Annotated in this window: 17 protein-coding genes and 4 pseudogenes; 12 read left to right on the top strand and 9 right to left on the bottom strand. The window is 68.2% G+C overall.

The annotated features are described in order from the left end of the window. Nucleotides 1–124 precede the first annotated feature (124 nt). A pseudogene (locus RBJ77_RS50160) lies at nucleotides 125–577 on the bottom strand (N-acetyltransferase family protein); the annotation flags it as partial. Between the two features lie 143 nt (nucleotides 578–720). Here RBJ77_RS50160 and RBJ77_RS50155 point away from each other — a divergent pair. The 4 genes and pseudogenes from RBJ77_RS50155 to RBJ77_RS50140 form a co-directional block, all read left to right on the top strand. Further along, a protein-coding gene (locus tag RBJ77_RS50155; protein WP_372351043.1) for an IS5 family transposase occupies nucleotides 721–1,598 on the top strand; the annotation gives its coding sequence in 2 pieces (ribosomal slippage) (nucleotides 721–1,057 and nucleotides 1,057–1,598; 879 coding nt in all). A 1,096-nt stretch (nucleotides 1,599–2,694) separates the two neighbouring features. Further along, on the top strand, nucleotides 2,695–3,726 hold the full coding sequence (locus RBJ77_RS50150; protein WP_372351042.1) for an NlpC/P60 family protein: 1,032 nt from the start codon (nucleotides 2,695–2,697) through the stop codon (nucleotides 3,724–3,726). A gap of 390 nt (nucleotides 3,727–4,116) precedes the next feature. Further along, entirely contained in the window at nucleotides 4,117–4,851 is a 735-nt protein-coding gene (locus RBJ77_RS50145; protein ID WP_372351041.1) for a DUF6193 family natural product biosynthesis protein, read from the top strand. A 533-nt stretch (nucleotides 4,852–5,384) separates the two neighbouring features. Next, nucleotides 5,385–5,495 (top strand): annotated as a pseudogene (locus RBJ77_RS50140) (IS5/IS1182 family transposase); the annotation flags it as partial. 112 nt (nucleotides 5,496–5,607) lie between these two features. Here the strand turns inward: RBJ77_RS50140 and RBJ77_RS50135 are convergent. Both RBJ77_RS50135 and RBJ77_RS50130 read right to left on the bottom strand, forming a co-directional pair. After that, entirely contained in the window at nucleotides 5,608–6,096 is a 489-nt protein-coding gene (locus RBJ77_RS50135; protein ID WP_372351040.1) for a GNAT family N-acetyltransferase, read from the bottom strand. A gap of 459 nt (nucleotides 6,097–6,555) precedes the next feature. Then, nucleotides 6,556–6,759, bottom strand: a complete 204-nt coding sequence (locus RBJ77_RS50130; RefSeq protein ID WP_372351039.1) for a hypothetical protein — start codon at nucleotides 6,757–6,759, stop codon at nucleotides 6,556–6,558. 718 nt (nucleotides 6,760–7,477) lie between these two features. Here RBJ77_RS50130 and RBJ77_RS50125 point away from each other — a divergent pair. Both RBJ77_RS50125 and RBJ77_RS50120 read left to right on the top strand, forming a co-directional pair. Next, complete coding sequence (locus RBJ77_RS50125) at nucleotides 7,478–8,044, top strand: MerR family transcriptional regulator (RefSeq protein WP_372351038.1); 567 nt, start codon at nucleotides 7,478–7,480, stop codon at nucleotides 8,042–8,044. A 35-nt stretch (nucleotides 8,045–8,079) separates the two neighbouring features. After that, nucleotides 8,080–9,096, top strand: coding sequence for a zinc-binding dehydrogenase (locus tag RBJ77_RS50120; protein ID WP_372351037.1), 1,017 nt, complete (start codon nucleotides 8,080–8,082; stop codon nucleotides 9,094–9,096). A gap of 906 nt (nucleotides 9,097–10,002) precedes the next feature. Here RBJ77_RS50120 and RBJ77_RS50115 read toward each other — a convergent pair. Together RBJ77_RS50115 and RBJ77_RS50110 are read right to left on the bottom strand one after the other, a co-directional pair. Then, nucleotides 10,003–10,653: a fasciclin domain-containing protein gene (locus tag RBJ77_RS50115; protein WP_372351036.1), complete on the bottom strand. Its 651-nt coding sequence runs from the start codon at nucleotides 10,651–10,653 to the stop codon at nucleotides 10,003–10,005. A 370-nt stretch (nucleotides 10,654–11,023) separates the two neighbouring features. Then, nucleotides 11,024–11,473: a hypothetical protein gene (locus RBJ77_RS50110; RefSeq protein WP_372351035.1), complete on the bottom strand. Its 450-nt coding sequence runs from the start codon at nucleotides 11,471–11,473 to the stop codon at nucleotides 11,024–11,026. Between the two features lie 339 nt (nucleotides 11,474–11,812). Between RBJ77_RS50110 and RBJ77_RS50105 the strand changes: the two genes are divergently transcribed. Further along, nucleotides 11,813–12,343, top strand: coding sequence for a fasciclin domain-containing protein (locus RBJ77_RS50105; protein WP_372351034.1), 531 nt, complete (start codon nucleotides 11,813–11,815; stop codon nucleotides 12,341–12,343). A gap of 213 nt (nucleotides 12,344–12,556) precedes the next feature. Here the strand turns inward: RBJ77_RS50105 and RBJ77_RS50100 are convergent, their stop codons facing one another. Next, nucleotides 12,557–14,245, bottom strand: a complete 1,689-nt coding sequence (locus RBJ77_RS50100) for a molybdopterin-dependent oxidoreductase (protein ID WP_372351033.1) — start codon at nucleotides 14,243–14,245, stop codon at nucleotides 12,557–12,559. Between the two features lie 749 nt (nucleotides 14,246–14,994). On the opposite strand from RBJ77_RS50100, the gene RBJ77_RS50095 reads away from it, so the two are divergent. Next, complete coding sequence (locus RBJ77_RS50095) at nucleotides 14,995–15,501, top strand: Asp23/Gls24 family envelope stress response protein (protein ID WP_372351551.1); 507 nt, start codon at nucleotides 14,995–14,997, stop codon at nucleotides 15,499–15,501. A gap of 300 nt (nucleotides 15,502–15,801) precedes the next feature. Beyond that, nucleotides 15,802–16,707: a YihY/virulence factor BrkB family protein gene (locus tag RBJ77_RS50090; RefSeq protein WP_372351032.1), complete on the top strand. Its 906-nt coding sequence runs from the start codon at nucleotides 15,802–15,804 to the stop codon at nucleotides 16,705–16,707. A gap of 69 nt (nucleotides 16,708–16,776) precedes the next feature. On the opposite strand, the gene RBJ77_RS50085 is transcribed toward RBJ77_RS50090, so the two are convergent. Further along, nucleotides 16,777–17,454 (bottom strand): alpha/beta fold hydrolase, encoded by a 678-nt coding sequence (locus RBJ77_RS50085; RefSeq protein WP_372351031.1) that lies wholly within the window; start codon nucleotides 17,452–17,454, stop codon nucleotides 16,777–16,779. 182 nt (nucleotides 17,455–17,636) lie between these two features. Between RBJ77_RS50085 and RBJ77_RS50080 the strand changes: the two are divergent. Both RBJ77_RS50080 and RBJ77_RS50075 read left to right on the top strand, forming a co-directional pair. Further along, a pseudogene (locus RBJ77_RS50080) lies at nucleotides 17,637–17,808 on the top strand (IS5/IS1182 family transposase); the annotation flags it as partial. Nucleotides 17,809–18,216: 408 nt separating this feature from the next. Beyond that, a complete protein-coding gene (locus tag RBJ77_RS50075; protein WP_372351030.1) occupies nucleotides 18,217–19,518 on the top strand; it encodes a hypothetical protein in 1,302 nt (433 codons plus the stop codon). A 443-nt stretch (nucleotides 19,519–19,961) separates the two neighbouring features. Here the strand turns inward: RBJ77_RS50075 and RBJ77_RS50070 are convergent, their stop codons facing one another. Continuing rightward, on the bottom strand, nucleotides 19,962–20,891 hold the full coding sequence (locus tag RBJ77_RS50070) for a calcium-binding protein (RefSeq protein ID WP_372351029.1): 930 nt from the start codon (nucleotides 20,889–20,891) through the stop codon (nucleotides 19,962–19,964). A 1,630-nt stretch (nucleotides 20,892–22,521) separates the two neighbouring features. Between RBJ77_RS50070 and RBJ77_RS50065 the strand changes: the two are divergent. Further along, nucleotides 22,522–22,818 (top strand): annotated as a pseudogene (locus RBJ77_RS50065) (hypothetical protein); the annotation flags it as partial. A 470-nt stretch (nucleotides 22,819–23,288) separates the two neighbouring features. Here the strand turns inward: RBJ77_RS50065 and RBJ77_RS50060 are convergent. Further along, nucleotides 23,289–23,642, bottom strand: coding sequence for a hypothetical protein (locus tag RBJ77_RS50060; protein WP_372351028.1), 354 nt, complete (start codon nucleotides 23,640–23,642; stop codon nucleotides 23,289–23,291). Between the last annotated feature and the right edge of the window lie 587 nt (nucleotides 23,643–24,229).

Genomic DNA, 24,229 nt, shown 5'->3' with positions numbered 1-24,229 from the left:
CTCGACCCCTCGCGCACAGAGCGCCCTGCTTCAGGTCCACGTCGTCGGGCAGCCGATGGAACTGCCGCGCATCGATCGACACGAACTCCGCCATGCCACCCCCGTTGGCATTCGCCCCCAAGGCAGGGCGCCATAGGTATCGGATGTCCGGCTCCCGCTCCTCGTTACGGTGACCGTCGGTGCACTCGGTGGGGATGAAGCCGTGTCGCTCGTAGAAGCGGCGGGCCGGCTTGTTGATCTGAAACGTCCACAGAGTCAGACCTGCCGGTCGACGCTGCTTCGCCACCTCCACTAGATGATCGCCAATTCCTCGGCCCTGCCAGGCCGGATCGAGATAGAGCTGGTCCAGGTCGTCGCCGTCCAGCACCATGATCCCGACCACCGCCCCGTCGACCGTCGCCACCCAGGTCTCCAGACTGGGCACGACCACCTGCCGGAACCAGTTTCTGACCTGGTCGTTCGTATGAGCGCGACGCACACTGGGAAGCGCGGCCGTGAAGGAACGCAGCCACACCTCGGCCACTGTCGCGGCATCGGAGTCGACCGCACGCCGGACGACAAAATTGTTGATCTCCACGGTGCTGCATGGTCGCAGACGCACAGCCAGGCCGCATTCGACTTCCTGTGACGCTCGGACCCGAACGGAACCCGGTGAACCTCCACGGTCAGACAACTAGGGCGTGTTTGAGATGTTGATCAAGGTCGTGAAACGATCTTGGGATGGCTCGTGGAGATCTGACGGACGACCAATGGCTGCGCCTGGAAGCGGTGTTGCCACCGCTGCCGACGATGGGGCGCAAGCCGCGGGACCGGCGGCAGGTCTTCGACGGGATCTGGTGGCGGGCCCGGACAGGCTCACCGTGGCGGGACATACCCGAGCGGTACGGACCATGGGAGACGTCGTACTCGGCGTTCCGGCGCTGGCAGATCGACGGGACCTGGGCCCGCGTCCTGGAGAAGTTGCAGGTCAAGGCCGATGCTGCTGGACACGTCGAGTGGGAGGTGTCGGTGGACTCGACGGTCTGCCGGGCCCATCAGCACGCCGCTGGAGCCCGCAAAAGGGGGCTGACCGTGAGGGCCGGCCGGACGACGGCGGCCTGGCGGACGAACCGGCGGACCACGGGCTCGGCCGTTCGCGTGGTGGCCTGAGTACCAAGCTCCATCTGGCCGCCGACGCCGCCGGGCACGTCCTCGCCATCGTGGTGACCGGCGGCCAACGCGGCGACGCGCCGCAGTTCATCGAGGTCATGGACCGCATCCGGGTCCCCCGGCCGGGCGGCGGGCGGCCTCGTGTCCGGCCTGATCACGTGCTCGCCGACCGCGCGTACTCCTCCCGTGAGATCCGCGCTTACCTGCGCAGACGCAACATCGCGCACACCATCCCGGAGAAGCGCGATCAGGCCGGACACCGGCGGAGCCGGGGATCGGCCGGTGGCCGACCACCCGGCTTCGACCGAGAGAAGTACAAGGCCAGGCACAAGGTCGAGTGCCGGATCGGCTTGTTGAAGCAGGCCCGCGGCGTCGCGACGCGCTACGACAAGCTCGCCGTCCGCTACGAAGCGACCGTCCAACTCGCCTTGATACGGCAGTCTCTGTGACCTCATTTCAAACACGCCCTAGTTGGCCCAGGACCTCGTGTTCCGTGCCCCGTCCGTACTCCGCGGACGCGTGGATCGGCTCGTGCCGGCAGACCGGTGCGGGCAGGCTGAATGCGTCATCAGATTTGTCGGCTCCGAGCGTCCCATGGAATGCGTGTCGGTCCCGTTATCACGGAGATGAGACGCCGGGACCGACTGCCACCGCGCGGCGCGCAGCAGCTAACCAGGTTGCCGGTTCAACAGTCGCTCCGCCAGGTCGACTTCAGGCCTCCCCGCATACGGGTCAGCCCGTTTGGGCCGCCTAGCTCCCTGAGAGCCCGACCGATCTGCTTGCTGTGTGTATGTCGCTCCGGCGCATTAGATTGTGTCGTTTGACAGCTGGCTGCACTGGCATTTCGGCCGTTCGTGAGCCCCCGCCCTGCGCCAGGCGCGTCGACCCAGGAGTCCCACATGCTCCGCACCGTGCCACACGCCGGACGGAAGCTCGGCGTCTGGGGAGAATCGGGACACCCCGATGCGGTCCGTTCCCGCTCACAATTGGGGGCGCCAGTTTCTCGCGCGTGACTTGCCTCTCGGGCCCTCGCCGGTCGTGGGAGGCGAACCGATCGGGTAGGGGCCGACCGTGGACACAGGGAAATTGCGGTCTACCGTCACCGTTTGGTCAGACGGGAAGTTCGGCGACCGCGGGCTCTTCGCCCGCTACGCCTGGAACCTGCTGCCGCACGACCGCCCTGAACCGGTCCTACGACCCTGGAGGTCCGTACACAGTGGGCTCGGCGCGGCCCTGGAAGCGGTCGGTCCCCGCACCCTCGGTCCGGGCAAGGTCGGCGAGGTGAGAAGACCGCGAGGCCGAGGCGCAGCCCAGGGCCGTCGGACGGCTGCATACCGTCAAGTTGGCATCACTGGACGTGAGTTGTGCGTAAATAATGCAGGTGTGGCCAAGTTTTTTCACGCAAGACTTTGAAATGGTCACAGGAAGGTCACTAAGGTCGGGTCTCGGACCTTCAAATGATCACTCCCACGAGGCGAGTGACGGTGGAGGGCACCGCCCACTGGTCGTTCCGTGGGCGGCCGGAGGATGAAGGAGCCCGCCTTCGTGGCGTCCCACCGTCGACCCAAGCAGTCGAGCCGCACCCGGGTGACCGTGCTCACCGCGACCGCCGCCGCTGCCGTGGCACTCACCTCGCAGGCGGCCAACGCCGCGCCCAAGCCCGACAAGAGCGAGGTCAAGGCCAAGGTCGACAAGCTCTACGAAGAGGCGGAGCGGGCCACCAACCAGTACGACGGGGCCCAGGAGAAGCAGAAGAAGCTGCAGAAGGAGATCGACCAGCTCCAGGACAAGGTCGCCCGCGGGCAGGAAGAGCTCAACGAACTGCGCACGGGCCTCGGCGCGATGGCCAGCGAGCAGTACCGCTCCGGTGGCATCGATCCCTCCGTCCAGCTCTTCCTCTCCGCCGACCCGGACGACTACCTCGACAAGGCGTCCACCCTCGACTCGCTCTCCACGCAGCAGTTGGAGGCGCTGAAGAAGGTCCAGGAGAAACAGCGCACGCTGGCCCAGGAGCGCGCCGAGGCATCGGAGAAGCTCAACGACCTCTCCGACACCCGCACCGAACTCGGCAAGAAGAAGAAGGAGATCCAGGGCAAGCTCAGCTCGGCGCAGAAGCTGCTCAACACCCTGACCGCCGCCGAGCGCCAGAAGATGGCCGACGAGGAGGAGCGCGCCAGCCGCTCCTCCGCCGACCGCGTCGACCTCGGCAACGAAGTGGCCGCCTCCCAGTTCGGTGCCGCCGCCCTGAACGCGGCCGCCTCCCAGATCGGCAAACCGTACGTCCGTGGCGGCACGGGCCCCAACTCCTACGACTGCTCAGGCCTCACACAGTGGGCGTACGGGCAGGCCGGGGTCCAGATATCCCGGGTCACGTACACGCAGGTCAACGAGGGAGCCCACATCGGCATGAGCGCCCTCAAGCCCGGTGACCTGGTGTTCTTCAACAACACCGAGCACGTCGGCCTCTACGCGGGCAACGGCCAGGTGGTGCACGCGCCGTATCCGGGGGCTTCGGTGCGCTACGAGTCGATGAGCACGATCGGTAGCTTCCAGTTCGGCGTCCGCGTCACGGGCTGATCGCGCCGCGGCCCGGTCCTCGTTCCCACGCGGGACTGGGCCGCACCCTCGTCAGCTTCGCCCTGCTCCTCCACAACCGTGTCGCTCCACGCTGCAGTCGGGTGACGCCACGGTGTCAGACGGATCCCGCTTCGACAGCTCGTTGCCGCGGCCGTCCCGAAGTCGCCGTTACTGCTGATCGGCCCACGACGGGCCGATCTCAGCGACGAGTTCCGGGATCACATTCATGGTCATCCCGGTCATCCGCGATCCGTTGACGACCACCAAGCGGGCAACGCTTGCCATCAACCAACCACGACGCCCGGCCGCCAACCAGGCACGGGCTCGTTAGCGCCGTCGTGATCCACCGTGCAACCGTTCTTCTCGTCGGTCGCGGCACAATGAGGCTTCATGGCCATACCTCCTGACCCTTCCTCCCTGTACCCCGATGTCGCGCACCAGGGCAGTCTTGGCGCGGCCCTCCGATTCGCAGCCGGGGGCGTCCTGTTCGCCATTCCGATCGCCAGCTCGGAATCCGAGCCGCTGACTCATGCTGCGGTCAGCTGCGCCGTGCCACATCGCCTGCCTTTGCAGATCGATGGATGGCGCCACGAGCGCTGCTGGTCGATCCGCGGCGCTGACGCCTTCGACAATATGGCTCTCATCGAGGGCAGGACGGCCGACTTGGCAGCGGTTGCAGCGGTTGCCCGCGCATGGCACGACGGCGAAACGCTCCGTGAGATCAGCGACGCCGCTCCGTTCGTCCATCTGACCGGCCGATTCGATCTGCGTGACCCAGATCCTGCACGCAGGATGGAAAGCGAATGGCAGCACCTGCGTCTTGAGGCGACTGAGCTGTCTTCATCCTGGTCTCCGGCCTATCGGAGCCTGGTCGAGGCTGCGTTTGCCGAGCCTGCACTGCGCGACCTGTACCCGTTCACCAGTCACTGGGTACTGCGCTTCTCGGCCACCACGCGCCCCCAGCTGACCCCAACCGGCCCATGCCTGACAGCGAACAGTGATGGCACGTACGGGGTGGGCAAGAGCATCGTGGCGCAGGACCTCGGCCTGTGCGCCACAGCCCGCGAGGCTGTGGCGCTGGCCGTACGAAACCTACCGGGTGTGGCTGATCCGAAGACCCGCTGAGCCTCCTTCGGCTGGGGCCACTCCGAACGCCCCACCATCGCCACCGCATCGGTGTTCACCGTCCCGGTGATCGGCAACGACGCGGGCGAGCCCTGCCGTGACCGATCACCTGAGCCGTGAACCCCTGCCTGGCGCTGGAACCTTGACCGCGTCGTGGACGCCAACGAGGTCGAGTCGATGTACCCCCGGGACCGGGCTTGCCGTACTTGTCCTCTCGCACCGTGGCCACTGCCGGTGGCGATGATGCCCGGCGCCCGATCGCCAAGAGAAGCGACTTCCAACTGGCAGAATCACCTGCCGTTGTTGTTCAGCGCGTTCCGCGGAGAGTTGAGTTCTGTGCTGGACGATGTATCGCTCTGTCGGAGGCCAGGCGCGGGGAACGGCTGGTGCTGCTGGAGCGGTTCATCGAGGTGGGAGCCGAAAGGACAGCGAGCCGCCGAGGGCAACGCCGCCGAGCGATATGAGTGACACCCAGACCTGACCTGACATGGCGGTTATCGTGCCATGCGGTAGTTCTCTGCGACGATCTCGCTGTGGTTGCTGTGATATGGGCGTTCGAGCCGTCCTGGATAGCCCCGTTCACCGGGCTGAGCCCACGTCAGTTCGGCAAGCTGATCACCGAGCTATGGCGCGAGGACGCGGATCCGGCGGAAGGCCGCCGCGCAGTTCATGCTCGACACGGCGACCGCACGGCCCGCCACGGCAGGGCCGGGAGGGCGCCCACATGACGCCGAACTCCCGGCCGGTCGGCGCCCGTCAGTGCAGGATCTTCCGCATCAGCGTGCACATCGTTTCGCGACGACGCAGCGAGCCGTCAAAGCCTTGCTCGTCCCACGAATCCGGTTGCCGGTCGTATGCCGTGTATCCCAGGCGTGCGTACAGTGCGCGGGCGCGTGGGTTGCTGTCCTCGACGCTCAGTTCCGCGTACCGCAGGCCTCGGTCCCTGACCCGCTGTTCCGCGGCGCCGACGAGGACGGTCCCGATGCCGCAGGACTGCAGGGCGGGGTGGACGGCCAGCTGCCACAGCGTGCCGGCGCCTTCTTTGACCCGGTAGTCGACACCGCCCTTGGCGATGGGAAGGCCAGTGGGCGTGCAGACCACCAGGTAGTCGACGTCGCCCTTGCTCGCGCGCTCCAACTGCCGGGCGACACCGGCGAGATGAAGGGAGGACCCTGCCCATGTGCACTGCGGCAGATCCTCGGGCTTCAGGTTTCGCACGGACAGCCTCAACGCGACGCTGATCACTTAGCACCTCCTGCGGATCAGCATCCCCACCGACCGGTTGCGAGGCAACGCGATCACCGGCCAAGTCGGTTCAGTCGCCCGCGGCGCCGGTCGAATCGTGTGCCGAACACGCGCTCGCCGACTGCGAATGGATCAGGAAGGGTCGGCCGCTCCGCATGATCGAGGACTCCGGGACTGCCGGCAAGTCACGTCATGCTGATCGCGCTCGGGCTGTGGAGTTGGGCGAAGGCCGGCTGACCTCTGGTGCTGCCTGCCTCGATGGCCCGACCCTTCCGGGCGGTGGGCTACCAGCCCGAGACGCTCCAGTAGGCTGCGCTGGTCATGGACACGCGCGCCGCACCCGAGCAGACCCGGAGCGACTCGATCGCTTCTGGTCCGCCGATCCGGCAGCTCTTCCGGGACGTCGTCGCCGATCGCCTGCCGGACCGCATGCCGCTTCAAGCGGCGATCCTGTTCGGCTCAGAGACAGACCACGACTGGGACGACCGGGCCTTCCTCGCCGAGTTCTACAACGAGATCCTCCACCAGGACACCTGTCAGCCCCACACCGCCGATGGCCTCGCCCTGCTCGCGGCACTGGCCGTCGACGACCGGATTTCCGCCCGGTACCGGTTCCAAGCCGTCGACCTGCTGTTCCGTGCAGCCACCGCCCCCGAGCGCCACCTCGCCGGAACCTGGCCGGCTGCCCCGCAACATACCGATCCCGACAGCGAGGCCCGGGCCCGCAACGCGGTCCAGTGGCACACCCCTGACATGCTGGCGCGCTGGCCCGCGGAATGCCCCGCAGTCCGGCCGGCTGGCCCTTGCCGGACTCGCGGTCGTCTTCCCGACGGACCGCACTCTGCCCGCCCTGACAGCACGTCTGCACACTTTCGTGAACCAGCACCCTCAGGACACCGACATCGGCGACTGCGTGCGGTTCGTCCTCGTACTCGCAGCTAAGGACGACAGCCGAACCCTCGTGGTGACCGAGAGGCTCACCAACACCTACTGGACCGGCACAGCGCGCGGAGTGCCGACACGGGCACGAGCTCTCCACCTCCTCGCCCAGATGCTGACCAGGGTCGCAGCCGGATTCACCCGGCCATGCGCCGGGCAGTGACGCCGCCAACGCTGCTACTGAACGTGTCACCGTGATGTCCGTTTGGGGCTGGCGGTCGGTGACGGCTGCGGTATGGCTGGGCCGCCCGGCCCACGCTGAGCGAGGACCTGGTCGCGGTGCTGGAGCGGGAACTGGCCGAAGGGCCCTTCGCGCACGGCTGGCCGAACCAGATCCGGACGCTGGAGCGCATCAGGACACTGACCGGGCGCGCAAGCTGCAATACCGCAGCGACGTCATCGACAGATGTCTCGCAGCCACTGGACTGACCTTGACGACATCATGCCCACAACCTCAGTGGTATTCCTGAACATTGGCGGGCCTCAAGATCCGCAACTGCTGCCCAAACCGGCGGACAAACGCTGCCCCAAGATGTCGCGGGACATGAGGTTGTTGACACCTGAGCAGGTCTTCAACGCGTCGTCGGCGAGTGCCGGAAGATTGCGATGCTCCTGGACGTTGGTTGGCTTTATGAAGATTGGTGAGGCTTCGAGGGCCAGCGGCGTGAGTGCGCGATCGTTGCGGCATTATGAGGACGAGGGCCTGATCGTCCCCGGCCGTTTCAGCAACGGGTTCCGCGACTACTGCCAGTCCACCATCGACCGGGTGCTCGTCATCCGCTCGCTGCTGGAGTCCGGGCTGCCCGTACGGCTGATCAGGGAAGCCCTGCCCGGTCTCACTGACGGATCCGATGCCGGCACCGATGTGGTGCGCGCGGAATTCCTCCATGAGGTGCAGCGCCATCGCGATCGGCTCGCCGCCCGCATCGCTGTGCTCAGCGATCAGCACGCGGCACTCGACGCCTACCTGCGTGAGGCGCGCCGTACCGATCTCGGACAGCCCTCTTGACCTTGACACAAGTGTCAGGCTCCTACGTTCAGTGCATGGAGATCAACAAGCAGCAGAACACCGTCGAGCAACCGGGACGAGCACTGGTCCAGTACTCGCGCAGGGGACCGAAGGACCTGGCCCTCACGACTGCTCACCGCCGCCCCACCCCGGGGCGCGGCGAGTATCTGATCCGCGTCGGCGCCGCCGGGGTCAACTTCGCCGATGCCATGCAGACCCACGGTACTTACGGAGGAGGTCCGCAGGCGCCCTACGTGGCGGGCTTCGAGGCCGCCGGCGAGATCGTAGGTGTCGGCCCGGACGTAGAGACTCCGCTGCAGCTCGGCACCCATGTTGTCGGAGCCGGACCGGGCGCCTTCGCGCAGTACATGACGATGCCGGCCGCGGGTGCGCTTCCCGTCCCGGCCGGCTGGAGCGACGCCGAAGCCCTCGGCCTGGTGCTGAACTGGGCCACCGCCCTGGCGGCACTGAAGCCGTTGGGCGAGATCAAGAGGGGTGAGGCGGTCCTCATACATGCCGCGGCCGGAGGCGTCGGGCAGGCCGCCGTCCGCCTCGCCCGCCACTACGGCGCACGCGTGATCGCCACGGCCTCACCGGCGAAGCATCACACCGTCAGGGCGCTCGGCGCCGACGAGGTCCTGGATGGCCGGCGCCCCGATCTGGCCAAAGAGATCACCCGCCTGACCAGCGGCGTCGATCTGGTCCTGGAATCAGTCGGACAGGCCACGTTCAAGACCAGCCTGTCCGTTACCAAACCCTTCACCGGACGCATCGTCGTGTTCGGCGCCGCCTCCGGCGACGCCACCCTCTCCACCCACGACCTGGTCTTCACCCACCCGGTCCAAGTGAAGGGTCTGCACATCGGTGCACTGGCGGTCGCGGCACCATCTCTCTACCAGTCGTTGCTCGTTGAGATCGAGGCCCTCATCGCCCACGGCGTGTACCCACCCGGCAACCCCCACGTGCATCCCCTGGCCGAGGGACCGAAGGTGCTGCAGCAACTCGAAGAGGGCCGGACCCAGGGCAAGCTCGCCCTCGACCCTTGGCGTTAGGAACGCCCGTGCTTCATCGGAATCCTCCGCTGCCTCCCGAGGGGAAGCTTCGGCTCGTGCAGTGATGTCAGAACCGCTCGATTGCCCGCGTGGCAGCCGGGATGGGGATCTCCCGCGCCTGCGCGTCGACCTACCTCCCCGGCGGCCGGTCCAGCCTCATGGCGTACTTCGCTCACCGGGGCCGTGGAACGCGAGACGAACTACGAGGGGGCCGCACCGGTCGTAGCGGAGCGCCATCAGGCGCAAGCGGTGGCGGAGGGCACGCAGGAAAGGCTGCCGGATGCCGCTTCGGCCGCAAGGTAGCGCACGGCGCGCACGAGGAATCCTCGCAGGAGCCGCTGCCGCGGCCGCGAACTCCGGGAAGGTCGTCAGAATGACGTCGTCGACCTCGCTGTCGACCTGGTAACTGGGCACTGGGCGAAGAGGCGCATGATCGGCTGAAGGAGGGCGAACGCATCGCGCGGGTCACCACTCGATCTTTCGCCCCCGTACGACAGCCTCGTGCCCACCATGGCCGTCATCGAGACCGTGGTGGCGGGTCTGGTGCGGATCTGGCACCTGGAGCCAGGAGCCACGTTCGACTTCGCTCGGCGTTCCACTTGCGGCTACTACCAGCGCAGCGTCGTCGGCGGACTCCGGACTCTACGACGGTACGCCGTCCACCTGCTGAGTTCTCACGCTTCAGCTCGTCCGACCGCGGAGCGGGCCCGAACCACGGACCCGCTCCCCATCGTCTGTGGAGTTCTTTCAACCGAGCCTCACCCGCGGCTCCTGACTTACGCTGCGGGAGCGCCCGGCCCCTGCTGCACGCTCGGCGGCTGCGGTTCCGCATCGCCGCCCGCCCTGGTGGGCACGATTCCCCGGAACCTGTGGGAGGCCCTGCGGAATGCGCCGCTTCCGTGGTCGTCATCTCTTCGGCATGAGCACGGTGTCGATGATGTAGACGTTGGCGTTGGCCGTCCTGACATTCCCGCAGACCACGTTCGCGCTGTCGTTGACCTTGTAGCTCTCGCCGGAACCCGAGGTCGTGAGCTTCGACTTCTCCAGCGTTTCGAAGGAGCCGTTCTCCAGGTCCTTCGGCGCGAGCTTCTGGCCCACGACGTGGTAGGTGAGGATCTTGGTGAGCTGGGCCTTGTCGTTGAGGACCTTGTCCAGGTCGGCCTTGGGGATCTTGGCGAAGGCGTCATTGGTCGGCGCGAAGACGGTGATGTTCTCGGCGTTGTTGAGCGTGTCGACCAGACCTGCCTTCTTCACCGCGGTGACCAGTGTCGAGAGGGCCGGGTTGTTCGAGGCGGCGGTGGCGACCGGGTCCTTGGCCATCCCGTCGAACGAGCCGGCACCGTCCTTGGGCACCGACGAACAGGCAGGCCCGAAGGGCGCGCTGGCCTGGGTCATGTCGTCGGAAGGGCTGGCCATCGCCGAGCTCTTGTCCGCGGACGTCGAAGCGCTGTCGGAGGCCTTGTCCTTGGAGTCGCTGTCGGAGCATGCGGTCAGCGCGAGCGGCAGCATGGCGGCGGCAGCTACGGCGACGGCTGCACGGCGGACTCGAGTCTGCATGACAATCCCTCAAAGATCGGTTGTATGAAGGCCGTTCGCCTCCATCGACGGGAATCCGGAACCACCCGGGGCGGCGGATTGGTGGATTCCCGATCGGGTGACGGGTGTACGACGGTGCCGTCCGGTGCGCGACGGGCGATGTCGCCGGTTCTCATGGCGAAGGAGCCGATCCGGCCGGTCAGGCCGAGGATGCCGAAGGCCATGAGGAACCCCCCACGAAGCCGGCGCAGTAGCGGTAGACCTGCCCAGGCGGTGGTCGACGGGCAGGAGGTGATCGTCCCGGGCGACCCGGCCAGGATCGTCGGGCCGCGGGTCCAGGGCGGTCATGACAGCGTCTCCACACCCCCTGGATGATGGTGACGTGGTCGGCTCAGCAGCCGGGCGGTTGTCCGTGGGTGGGATGGACGTACGCCGCGCTGACCCAGCCGTGCGCGTCGTTGTCGAAGTACCAGGTGGATGTCCCCTGTGCGCGTTCACCCGTGGTCTGGCAGAACAGCCGGATGTGGGCTCCCACGGGCAGATGGGACGTCGCCTTCGTATGAGTGGTCGGCGCGTCGCGGACGGCGAGGGGCGTCCAGGATGTCACCACAGCGGGGGCCGCAGGGTTGCTGTCCGTAGCGGAAACGGGCCAGAACGTGGTCGTCGAGGTGATGGTGTAGCCGTACGTGGCTGACTGGTTCCATCCGTCGTCGGGGCCGGGGCCGGGGCCGGGGCCGGGGTCGGAGGCATGGGCCGTGCCGGCGGCGAGCCCGGCGGCCAGCGCGCAAGCTGCTGCCAGGACTGCGCTGCGCATCCCGGCCTGGCTCTTCGGGTGTGTCATGACCGAACTCCCTGTGGTGCTCGCCCCCTGCCCGCTGCGTCCGCGGTGTCGATGCTGCGGCGCCGCATCCGAGTGCGCCCTCCACCAGTAATCCGCGCCAGCGGCCGGGCCGGATTGCCATGGGTGACAAAATGCGCAAATCATCCCAATCCGGCTCACGGATGGCTTCGGATTACCGGTGTGAGGGCGCGAAGGAAGCGCCGAACCCCGGTTGCCCGCGCCCTCACCGACCCCGGGCGGCCGGGGCCCGGCGGGACCCGTTCACCCGCCACGAAGGAGTGTTCGTCATGACCCGCTCACCACGCAGGCAGCCGCATCGTCACCGGAGCGGCGGCGCTCGTGCTGCCGCTGTCAGTGATCACACTGGCACCCGCGGCCACCGCAGACGACATGTCGGGACCCTTCGGTCCGGCCTGCTCGTCCGTGCCCAAAGAGGGCGCCGGGTCCTTCGACGGGATGGCCAAGGACCCGGTCGCCACCGCCGCCTCGAACAACCCCGACCTCTCCACCCTGGTCACCGCGGTGAAGAAGGCCGGTCTGGTCGACACCCTGAACAAGGCGGAGAACATCACGGTCTTCGCGCCGACCAACGAGGCGTTCGCCAAGATCCCCAAGGCTGACCTGGACAAGGTCCTCAACAACAAGGACCAGCTCACCAAGATCCTGACCTACCACGTCGTCGGCGAGAAGGTGGCGAAGGACAAGCTGGCCGACGGCAGTTTCAAGACTCTGGAAGGCGGCATGCTGACCACCGCCGGATCCGGCGACAGCTACAAGGTCAACGACAGCGCCAAGATTGTCTGCGGCGACGTCCCGACCTCCAACGCCACGGTCCACATCATCGACACGGTCCTGATGCCCAAGAGCTGAGGTCCCGCACCGCAAGGCACCAACCCAATCCGAGAGGCGCCCACCGGGAGGAGGGAGCGGCGCCTCTCACGCGCGCGTGCGTGGATGGCATGCCCGCCCTTGAAGTTGATGCTCAGGCCGGCAGTTCCAGCGCCGCCGGAGGGCTCATGGTCGCCGGAACCATCTGTCATCAGAACCCTGATCGTCGAATCCTGCTCGGCGCCGTCTCTCGCGCTACGCCTCCACCGTGACGACGACCGAGTGCCAACCGGACGCGCCGTCGGGAATGGGCGGCGTGCGCTTCTCGGTCTGTGTCTCACCGGTGCTGTCGGTGGCCCGCACCGTCAGCGTGTGGTTGCCCTTGGTGGCGTCCCAGGCATAGGACCACTGTCGCCAGGTATCGCGGGTGTCCTCCACTGCCAGCCTGGCCTCCTGCCACTCACCGTCGTCGACGCGCACCTCGACCTTCTCGATGCCCCGGTGCTGGGCCCACGCGACGCCGGCGACCATGACAGCCCCCTCCTTCGGGCGCCCGAACGGCTTCGGGGTGTCGATCCGTGACTCCGTTTTGATGGGCGCGCGTTGGGCCCAGTCACGCTTCACCCAGTACGAGTCGTAGGCGTCGAACGTGGTCAGCTCGATGTCCTCGATCCACTTGCAGGCCGACACGTAGCCGTAGAGGCCCGGCACCACCATCCGCGCCGGGAAGCCGTGCTCGAAAGGCAGGGGCCGTCCGTTCATGCCCACGGCGAGCATGGCGTCCCGCCCGTCCATCACGTCCTCCACCGGGCTGCCGATCGTCATCCCGTCCACCGACCGGGCCACCAGCTGGTCAGCGCGGCCACCCTTCGACGGCGCCTTGACGCCACACTCCCGGAGGAGGTCGGCCAGGCGTACGCCGATCCAGCGGGCATTGCCGACGTAGGGGCCGCCGACCTCGTTGGAGACACAGGTGAGGGTGATGTTCCGCTCGATGAGCGGCATCTTCAGCACATCGTCGAACGAGATCGTGCGTTCCCGTGTGACTCCCTTGCCGTGGATGCGCAGCCGCCAGGACGTCGCGTCCACCTTGGGTACGACGAGGGCGGTGTCGACGCGGTAGAAGTCGTCGTTGGGCGTCATGAATGGGCTGATCCCGTCAATGCGCAGTGCCGCACCCTTGGGAACGGGCGCAGCCGTTGACGACGGCGCCGGGAGCACGACGCTCTTGCGCGAGGCGACCGCGTTCTGGCCCTGGGAGCCGTTGAGCGCGCGTCCGACCAGGCCCGCACCGGTGGAGGCCGCGGCAGCAGCCGTCGCGGCGAGTACGAAGCCTCGTCGGTCCCACCCTGCCGAGTCCGCCCCCGGTGACGCGGGGGCCGGTGACGCTGATGCATCGTGCGCGTCATCGGAGCCCGTGTCCGTCGTGCTGCCGCGCCCGACATCCGGGCTGTCCGGGCCCTCGACCTTGCGACGGGTGGGACCAAGGCGTCCGATCAGCCAGTAGAGAAGACCGGCTCCCACCAGCGCGCCCACCACGGAGGGCAGCGCGTCTTTCATGCTCGTCGAGTCCGGACGGCTCGCAGCTGCCAGTGCCCCCACCACACCGAACGCGAGCACACCGAGTGAACCGATCAGCCTCCACCGGGTCGCCACCATGCCCAACACCAGGGCCAGTACGGTCAGTACGGCGAGGATCCCGAGCTGGAGCACCAGCTTGTCGTTTGTGCCGAACTGCCTGATCGCCCAGTCCTTCACGCCGGAAGGCGTGCGGTCGATGGCGGACCCGCCGACCGCGATGATCGGTCCAGATTCGGGTCGCACCGCTGCCGAGACCAGCTCTGCCACCGTGAGGGCCGCGTAGCCGGCCAGGAGACCGCTCAGTGCGCCCAGTGCCAAGCGTTTGACGCCGTCCAGTGGCCTGTGAGTTGTGTCGTGGTCCATAACCGGAATCCGTCCCAAGGGTGCGCCCGGATTGGTCCGTCACACCATCGAGGTATGCAGCGCCCAGGCTCAAAGGAGTAGCAACAGGCGAGCGCCTCCACGCCGGAACGAAGCCCGCGGTCTGCGCAGTTCCGCCGAACGGCCCTGACGGCCGGGAACTGTCGGCGCCGAGAATGCAGGCGCCCGCAGAGTGCGCAGCGCCACAAGTTGGTGATGAGCCGGCTGCGGCAGCGCTCGCCATGCACGGGTGAGACGCCGAGTGGGGCGTGGAGGTGGAGTTGAGTTCAGTCCCGCCTGGCCGCTCGCCGCCCGGGGCCTGAGGCCCGACGTCTTTGTGACGCGGCTTTCGGGAATGCCGCGCGAATCCACCTCGCGAAGGAGGCGTCCGCGAGCCGATTGCCCCTGATCCGTCGCGACAGCGCTCTGGGACGGAGGAGGGGGACCATTTCGCTCGATCGCGGGGACGGACCGGTCGCAGGGCCGGGCGTCGGATGCTCGTCGCCGGCGGCGCTCGCCATCTGTGCCGTCTCTGCACCGGTGAGAGCCAGGTCCTCTGTGCACGGCGTGAAGGGCACGCCATGAGCGAAATCCCGATCTGGGGGTAGAGGGCTGGTGGGCGCGCCGCGGATGCGAGCGAGTCGGCGGGGCATGAGGAATATCTGGTGCTGCCGCATCACAACCGTCGGCGGGCAGGGTCCAAGAAGACAGACCACTGGTGCACGCAGTCAACGAAGCAGGGAGATGTGGACATCGTGACGCAGCAGATCGCAACCGTTGAGCAAGAGGGTGCCTCGGTGAAGGCGAGCACGCTTTCCGAGACCACGACCGAGGTCGGCGCCGGGCGCCCGGGCGCGGACGAGCCGGCATCGACGCGGGGCAAGACCGCGATCGCGGACGTGGTCGTGGTGAAGATCGCGGGCATGGCGGCGCGGGAGATCCCCGGCGTCCACACGATGGGTGGCGGCCTGTCACGCACGATCGGAGCTGTCCGCGAGCGCATCCCCGGCGGCCGGGCCAACGTGGGCCGCGGGGTGAAGGTCGAGGTGGGAGAGCGTCAGACCGCCATCGACCTCGGCCTCGTGGTCGAGTACGGCGTGCCGATCATGGAAACCACCGCGGATGTACGTGAGAACGTCATCCTCGCGGTCGAGCGGATCACCGGCCTGGAGGTCGTCGAGGTCAACATCACGGTCAACGACGTCCACCTTCCCGAAGACGACGACGCCCCCACCCAGGCCGACTCCCGGGTCGAGTAGCCCACGGACGGCCGGCTGCGCTCGGCACGGACGGAATGATCAGCTGCCCCGTCGTGGGGCACAGGAGAGGAAGGCTCACGGTGAGCAGGGCGTTTCAGGGAATGCTCGCAGGAACGGCACTGGCTGCCCGCCGCCGGCGTCACCTCCACGTACGGCAGGTGGTGCGGCTGGAGCCCGGCGTCGCGCCCGGCAGCGTGATCGGCGCGCTCAACGCCATTGCCGAGGAGGCCCGTTCCGCGGTTGAGCCGCGTCCCCTCAGCGTCCACGTGCGGCTGCGCCGCACACACCACCACACGCCTCATGTCCACTGAGCCCGCCCCGATCCCCGCCCGCGCAGCCGCTGCCGAACGCATCGCCCCCTCGCACGGGGATCTGCGTCGTGCGCTACGCCGCACGCCCGTGGCGCTGTGGAACGACGACATCACCGACTACGCCGCCGCGCTCACCTACTACGCGACCCTGGCCGTGCTGCCAGGCCTGCTCGTGATGGTGGCGACGTTCGGTCTCGTGAGCCCCGCCACCGCGCAATCCCTGGTCGAGCACGTCACCGCCTATGCGCCGGGGCAGTCGGGCAACCAGCTCCACGAACTGCTCACCCGCATGATCCGGGAGAACGCCGGCGCCTGGACGGTCATCTCCACCGGCCTGGTGAGCGCGCTGTGGTCCGCGTGCAGCTATCTGGCGGTCTTCCGCCGCGCCTTGCACCACATGCATCGGACCCCCGACCGGCGCACGCCCCTGTCGCGGGCGCACCGCATCGTCCTGACTGCGTTCGCCCTGCTGGCTCTTCTCGTCCTGATCGCTCTGGTGCTCGTGTTGAGCCGACCGGTGGCCGAGGGCATCGGTCGAGCGCTGCATCTGGACTCCACGGTGACACTCGCCTGGTCGATCGCCCGCTGGCCTTTGCTGCTCGCTCTGATCATGCCGCTGGTCTCCACCGTGTTCCGTAACGGTCCCCAAAGCGCCCGCGCACGTCACCTCAGTCTTCCGGGCGGTGTTCTGGCCGCCGTGCTCTGGCTCGTCGTGACGGCTGGCTTCGCGCTCTACACATCCATGATCACCACCTACGGCAGGCTGTACGGATCTCTCGCCGGCAGCGTCGTCTTTCTGATCTGGCTGTGGCTGTCGAACCTGGCGCTGCTCGCCGGAGCCCAGTTCTCGGCCGAGCTGGCCGCATTGGAACGCACAGCCGACGGCCTTGCATGAGTGATCGGAGCGCGCAGCACAGCTGTCGACAGCGGGGGAGCGCCGCGAACGGCGAGCAAGGCTTTCGATTCAGCTGTGCGGGGGCCTGGTTCGGGCCGTCACGAGGGACGCGACAGTCCACGCCGTCGTGCGGTGCCAATGTGCGCTGCCGCGCAGCATGGCGTGGTCGCCGCCTGGTACGAGATGCAGCTGTGCCTGAGAGCCGGCTGTCCTGGCTCGCTGCACGAACACCGCCGATGCGTGCGGGTCGGTGACCTGGTCGCGGTCCCCGTGGAGCACCACGACCTCCTTGCCGCGCAGGTGCGCCACGGGTTCGCCCTCGGGAAGCCAAGGGGCGAGGGCCACGACGGCCCGGACTCTGGCGTCGCTTGCGGCACCCAGGGCGGCTCGTCCGCCCATGGAGTGGCCCACGAGAATCACGGGCACGTCGTCGGCCAGCCGCGACAGTTCGCGTAGTGCCAGGCGAGCGTCGTGCAAGGCGTCAGCGTCTGTGCCGTTCCAGCCGCGCACGCGGTAGCGCACCTGCCCGAGAAGAACGTCATCGGGCAGGGCGGCGGCGACAGCCTTCAGGAAGGGCCGTATCCGCAGTGCGGCAAGATGCCACGGCCGTGAGGGAGAGCGGCTGTCCGCCCGGCCGCCGTGCAGGAACAGCACGGCGGCGCGCGCCCTGATGGGTGTGTGCCACACCGTCAGGGCGCTGCCCGTTTGCGGCATGGCTTCGGGTGCTGTCGGCTCGCGGCTGGTCATTCATCCTCCTCGTCGGACCGAGCCCTGGTGTCCAATGATCGCGTGACCAGGCCCAGTCCGAGGCAGTGGCGCAGGCGGCGCTGGTGGAGGTCTGGCCCAACGAGATGCTTGCCGCTCCCGCGGATCGACAGCAGGCTCATCATCACCGGCGAGATGACACTGACGCTCGCCGCGGCGCGCGAGTGACACGTGCATTCCGCAAGCTGTCCGCTCTGGTGCGGCGCCGTGGTGGTGGTGCGCCGCGGTCGGGGACGGGAGTGGGTCCTGCCTCTGGAGGGCCGGATCCTGTTGGTCGCGGCGTTCTGGCGCACGGATTTGACGATGCGGCAGATCGGGCCGCTGTTCTGGGTCTCAAGGCCGACGCCCGTCCCGCAAGGACAACTCCCGCAGCAGTTGCGGGGCAGTCCGGGGTGAACCGGCTGAGGGGCGGCGCGTCGAGTCCGGCGCCCAGCCGGTCGACGTGGGGGCACCCGTGTAGACGTACGGCGGGCGGGGTGGATCCCGGGTTCTGCCGTGGCCGTTGCCGCGACCGTGCCGGCAAGGCCACCAAGAACGGGCCTTACGCACAGACCCTGGTTTCTTGGCTTTTCTTGCCCAATAGGCCGCCGGATTCACCCATCGCGACGCAGAATGATCAGCGACGGCGCCATGCGTCGTCTCCGCCGGTTGGTCGAGGGGGCTGCCGGCGCGAACTCACAGGACACAGAGGGGGGTTCTGCCGTGCGCAGTTCCAGACGCATGCTGGGTGCCACGTTCGCTGCGGTGCTCGGTTCCTTACTGCTGGCGGTACCGGGGGGTACGCCGGCGTACGCGGCGACCGGTGTGTCGTTGCCGCTGTACCAGCTCGCCGACATGAAGGTCGACGGGAGTCATCAGAAGATCTTCCTCAGCATGCCGGCCGGAGCCGACGGCCGTGTGGTGGTGACGGACTACAACGGGAAGAGCACGTGGCTCGGCGGGCTCCCGGGGGCCGGCGGGCTGGCGCTCTCGCCGGACAACCAGACCCTGTACGTGGCCGCGCGGGACATCGACACCATCGTGGCGTACGACACCACGACTCTGGCGGAGACCGCGCGGTACCACGTGGGTGACGGCACAGCACCGTGGGGTGTGGCGGTCGCGGGTGGCAAGCTGTGGTTCGGCTACGGCGTCAGCGGGGATCTCGGCTCGATCGACGTGCGCGGCGCCGAGCCGGTCGTCGAACTGGGCCTGGACAGTTCGCTGGACTTCGGGGCGGAGCTCGTCACCTCTCCCGCCGACCCGAACGTGTTGGTGGTCGGCACCGGTGACCCCAACCGCAACACCCTCACGGTGTACGACGTGAGCAGCGGCTTGCCCGTGATGGCCAAGCGGCGGGTGCTGTCCGGGACCGAGATGAACGGTCTGCGGGACATCGACGTGACACCGGACGGCCGTACGATCCTGACCGCTGCCCTCATCTCGCCGGGGTACCGGGCCTTCCGCCTCGACGATCTCTCGGACGTGGCGACGCATACGGCCCCGGCCTCGCCCCTGGCGGTCGCCGCCGGGCCCGACGGCACGGTGGCGGGGGGCGCCCAGAACACCAGCGCCGACGTGCCGGACGTGTCCTTGTACGCTCCGACTGCCCCGGCTCCGCTGGCCGCGGTCGAGCTGGGCGCCGCCACGCAGAGCCCGGTGGTCCGGGGCCTGGCCTGGGCGCCGGACGGGAGCCGGCTCTTCGCCGTGACGGGGGAGAGCGGGGTCATGGGGCTCCGCTTCCACTCTCTCCAGGTCGACACCACGGTGCAGACGGCGCTCACTCTTAACGCGCCGGCGACCAGCAGGAAGGGCCGGACGCTGACCCTCACGGGCACGCTGACCCCCGGAATCGCTCCCGGTACCACGGTCACGGTCACACGCTACGACGCCACCCACCCTGAAGGCGTCTCCCTGGGCGCCGTACCGGTGGCGGCCGACGGCACCTTCACGGCGGCCGACGCCCCGGCCAGGCCCGGCGAGGTCCGCTACGTCGTGGCGTACGGCGGCGACCACTGGCACGCCGCCTCCTCGGCTGAGGCGACGGTGGAGATCACCCGCAGCTGATTTCCTGCCCGGAGCACACGGGCCAGTGCAAAGGGGCATGCTCCCTTGCACTGGCCCCTGCGCTGGCCCGGGATCCGGCCCTGGAGTCGGCGCGAGCGCCACCCGCCGAGTCGTTCTCCGGCCAGCCTGCCGTAGGAAGTGAGTGTGGTTCTCGACGAGGTGGTGCCCGTGGTGATGGAGTCGTCGACGAATTCGACGAGTCGCTTGTTCCGCGCCGCCGGCAGTGTCCGTGCGCCGGCGCCGGGGGAGAAGTCGGGTTGACGGTGCGGCCTCGCGGATAGGCGCGGGTGGCGCGACTCGATCGAGGCAGCCCTGTCGCCGAGCAGGTGTCCGGGCCGGGCCGGCCCGGATCGCGCGATCGGATCCGCAGGCCGGCCAGCACCGGGACGAACGTGCGTCCGTCGCCTGGCTGACCCGGTGTCCGGTCAGCCAGGTCAGCGGGCTCAGCGCACGTCTACGCAGTCCCCGGTGGCGGTGACCGGCGGTGTGGTGGAGGTGCCCTCGAACTTGTAGCGGTAGCAGCGGTCGGTGGTGGCGGTGCGCGTCTGCTTCTCGACGCCCGCGAGGCTGCCGGTGCCCGTGACGTGGCTGCTGGTGGTGGCGTACGAGCCGGTCAGCGAACGCTCCTGGAGGCGCACGGTCTGCTGGGTGTAGCCCGCGTACTTGTGGGTGTCCCAGTTGGCGCGCTCCAGCTTGCCGGTGATCGTGATCGTCTTGCCCTTGGCGACGGGCTCGGGGGCCGCGTTGTTGCTCAGCCGGGACCAGCGCTTGAGGTACCAGGTCTTGGCGTTGTCGGTGTCCACGTCGGTGGCCGCGTCGGTGATCGCCCACAGGGAGATCTTCCAGGCTCCGGCGTCCTCGTTCGCCAGGTAGCTCTGGGGGTCGATCTTGAAGGTGGCCGTGCAGTTGTACGTGGCATCGTCGGACTGCACGCAGGGGTCGGTGTCCGCTTTGAACTGCTCGGAGTTGAGGAACCGCTTCAGCCCGCTGTCGCGGTCGGTGCCGCGCCAGATCGACGCATTGCTGCCGTAGAGCTTCGTTCCGCCGCTGATCGCCCATTTCACGGTGATCGTCTGCGTGTTCGTGGTCCCGACGCGGGCGCTGTTGCCGCCGTTGACGGTGATACCGGAGACGACGGTGGTGTCGGCAGCGCTCGCGGCCAGGGTCTTGGCCTTGGGCGCGGCGGCCTTCGCCGCCGAGGCGTCGGCAGCCGCGTCCTTGTTCTGCTTGAGCGCCTCGGCCGCGTCGGTCTCGCCCGCCGTCGCGGAGGGAGTGACGAGCAGGCCCACAGCGAGCCCGGAGGCGGCCAGTGCACCGACGGCCAGGGTCACCTTCTTGCCGGACGTCAACTTCTTGCGGGAGTGCTGGGGCATGAGGAGGCTCCGTTATGGACTGTCGGCGGGCGGACCAGCTCGCGGATGGGCTGGCCCACATCACGCACGGCCGCGGCGACCGCACTGTCTTGATCAGCGATGAAGCGAAAGGGTTGTACGTGCGCGACAGTTGAGGCGTGTGAGGTGCGCCACCCGGTCCCTCAATCCCTTCGTCGCCACGTTGAGGTCAACCGCTTTCGCGCTCATCCGACATGAGCGAGTTCCGCAGCGCGGGCTCAACCACTGCCACTGCTCCGCTAACCCGTCCTTCTCACAGCAGCAACGAAGAGATGACGCTGGAGCACATAGGGTCAGACGCCTGAGTCATGCTCGCGGGCATGGACGAGAACGCGCTCTGGCAGCTCATTGAGGATTGCAGGCGCACGGGGCCGGACCCCGATTCCGTACTGTTGGCGGGCGCGCTGACCGAGCACCGTTCCCAGTGCCCCGTTATTCGTGGTCATCGGCTTCGCCGAGCAGCTGTCCTGGGCGCTCTGCCGCTTGGGCCTCAGGGCGCTCGGACAGGAGCTGTCCGGTGAGCCTTCCTCTACATACGCTGCGCTGCCGTCGCCGCTGGCCGGCATTTGACCCGGATCCGAGAGCGGGCGGCACTTCGATGTGATTTCGGGAGGTGGCTGGCGGTCGCAGGTTGGCCGGGGTGTTCACGAGTTCCGACGGGGCCTGGGGCTGCTGATGCGTCCCGTTGGCCTGGGACGTGTTCAGTCGGTGCGATTCCGTGGCCGGGCGGGGCAGTGCCGTGTCGGGTCTACGGGTGCACCTTCCACCAGGGGTCTGTTTCGGCGCGGGCCAATTCGGCGTCGTACTGACTCGCATCGAAGTGGAACTCTGGCAGGATAGGGAGCAGGTGTGTGTGCCGCCTGCGGATCTCCCAGTGCGACCAGTGCACGATCTCTCGGACCGCTGCACGACCACGCTCAGGAAGCTGCAGCACCCGCCGGTGCAGTCGGGTTCTCAGCTTCAGGCGGCGGGCTACCTTGGTCGCCCGGAGAGGGCTGGGCCGCCCCGCCGGCAGGACGCCGGCGGCATACGGCCCGCGCGGCCGCCCGCGTCGACCACGCTGCTTCGATGATGTCGCGTCGCCGTTGACCCAGAGCCGCACCTGAGCAGCGAATCGGCCCGGCGGCAGAACTCTGATCTCCAAGCGATCGAGCATCAGACCACCCTACGGGTGATGTTGATCGGCACGCGGCCGGTTGAGCGGTTGTTTCTTCGCGCCGTCACAGAACCGAAATCGCGCACGGTTTCCTCGTCCGCGATGCACGAGTTGGGCAATGACAGGCACTCGCTCCCGCCGGCGAGGCCAGCAGCATCATTGCGCGCCGGTAGCGGACGGGGTTGCGCTTCGCCGCACGGTCTGCCGCGTAGCCGCTGCCCCTCGCGATCGGTCAGCCTTCGCGCACGCGTACCGGCTCGGCCATCGCGTCTCCCGGGACAAGTTGCACCATCCGCGTCCGGTGCTGGACTGGCGGCTGACCTAGCATCTCGTGCCATGAACGACGCCGAGGACGTCCTGGACTGGCTGCAGTGGTACTCCGCACAGTGCAATGAGGACTGGGAGCAAGGAATGGGGCATCAAGATCGACACGCTTGACAGCGCGGTTGGTCGGTCCGCATCGACCCGGAGGACACCGATCTCGAAGGAGCACGACTTCCTGCTGCAAGGAAGTCAAACGCAGCAAGGACGAGTGGGCCGCGTGGCGTGGACTCCTCGGCCACGGCCTTTCACGCCGCATGCGGACCCTGCAACCTCAGCGAGGCACTCATGCTCTTCCGCGAGTGGGCGGTGGAGAACACGTCGCAGCCGGACGGCCTTGGCTCGATCCTCCAGCCGAAGATGCCGCCCCACCCGGTGAACCTATGCGGTCAGAGCGCTAGTTGGCGGCTGAGCGCGATAGGTGGCATGTAAGGGAGCGGCCGGGGCCCCAGGGGCAGGCTTTTTCCCTGTGTGCCAAAGTCCTGGCCTGCTTCGTGCGATTGGCTCTGCGGCAGACGCTGGGCCGATGCGCGTGGTGGCACTGACTGCGACGGCTGGTCGTGTGGTCTGCCGGACACAGGTCTTGCAGCGGCGATGCCCGCAGGGCTCGCAGGCATCGTTCGTTCAGTTCTACGGGCGGAGGTGAGGCAGCGAGGGCGGTGGCGATCTGCCAGTCGAGGCGGGCGCGTTCGCGCGCGACAGCGACGTCGTGGTCGTGCGCGGGCGGTCGAGCCGCAGGAGCGCGTCGGCGGGCAGTCGATGCGGACCTGGGGGGCGAGGGTGCAAGAAGCATCGGAGCAGGCCTCGTGGGCGATCCGGGCGCCTGAGCGCAGATCGACTCGCGGCCAGCGAGGGCTCGATGCGCCCCCACTCCGAGGCGAAGGCGTCGTGCCAGTAGTCCTCTAGAACGTTGAGTACGCCTGTCGAGCACGGCAAGTCGGTGAGGACGCCCTCCAGCCGTGTCGCCGCCCGGGATCGCCGTTCCGGTACTCGTCGAGGGCGGCGGCGCGGGTGGCGCGGGGTCGTCGACGAGGTCGACTCCGCAGTGGCGGTGTGGTGTCGACGAGCGTTCGGGCGAGTTCGGCGGCTAGCAGAGCGGGCGGCGGCAGTGCCCGTACGGCCGCGAGCTGGTCCGCGAAGTCGGCGTTGTGATCACCGGCACTTTGGCTTTCGAAGAGGGCGGGGATGTAGTCGGCCACGACGTAGTCGTGCTCGCGCATCCGCCTGCGCAGGGCGGACGGAGGAGGCGGCGGCACCGTCGGACAGGGCACGATGCAGGGCAGTGGTGGCCGCGGTGAGACGTGCCAGGAGTGGATGGCTTCGAGCAGAGACGGAGAAGGCGATGTCCTCCTCGGCCGTGTCGGCGAAGCGCAGGAGTGATCACGAGTGCAGGATTTCACAATCAGTTGATCGGATCTCGCCGTGTCGAGCGAGGCTCGGAGCAGACCGCGCGCCTACACCGGCCGCAGGTCGACTCCTTGTTCTTTCTGCTGAGCCGAAGGCCGCAGGTGGTTTTCTCATGAGTACGCCCGAGAAGCGCCATGGCGAGCCGTGCTGGACGTGCGGACGGCTGCCGGTACACCGTCCACAGCGAGCGCGCCGCCGCGCACAGGCGTCGCCGAGCGCCAGGCCCCGCCCTTTCCTGGTCGCAGGCGGTCAAGACGCTCGCCTTCACAACGGACGTGCCGTTGCTGCTCGTGGCGCTGCGGGCGGAGGACCGGGTGGACTTCGCTCGCCTGGCTTGGCCGTGCTCGGTATCAGCCGCCCCCGGCTGCGCACGGCGGACGCCGGCCTGCTCGCCGCGGAGTGGCCTGGTGCCCGTGTCCCGCCGGTCAGCCACACC

The organism is Streptomyces sp. KL116D (assembly GCF_030766975.1).
GTDB lineage: Bacteria > Actinomycetota > Actinomycetes > Streptomycetales > Streptomycetaceae > Streptomyces > Streptomyces longispororuber_A.
The sequence above is the reverse complement of the archived record's forward strand: the minus strand, read 5'-3'. Positions and strand labels throughout refer to the sequence as shown.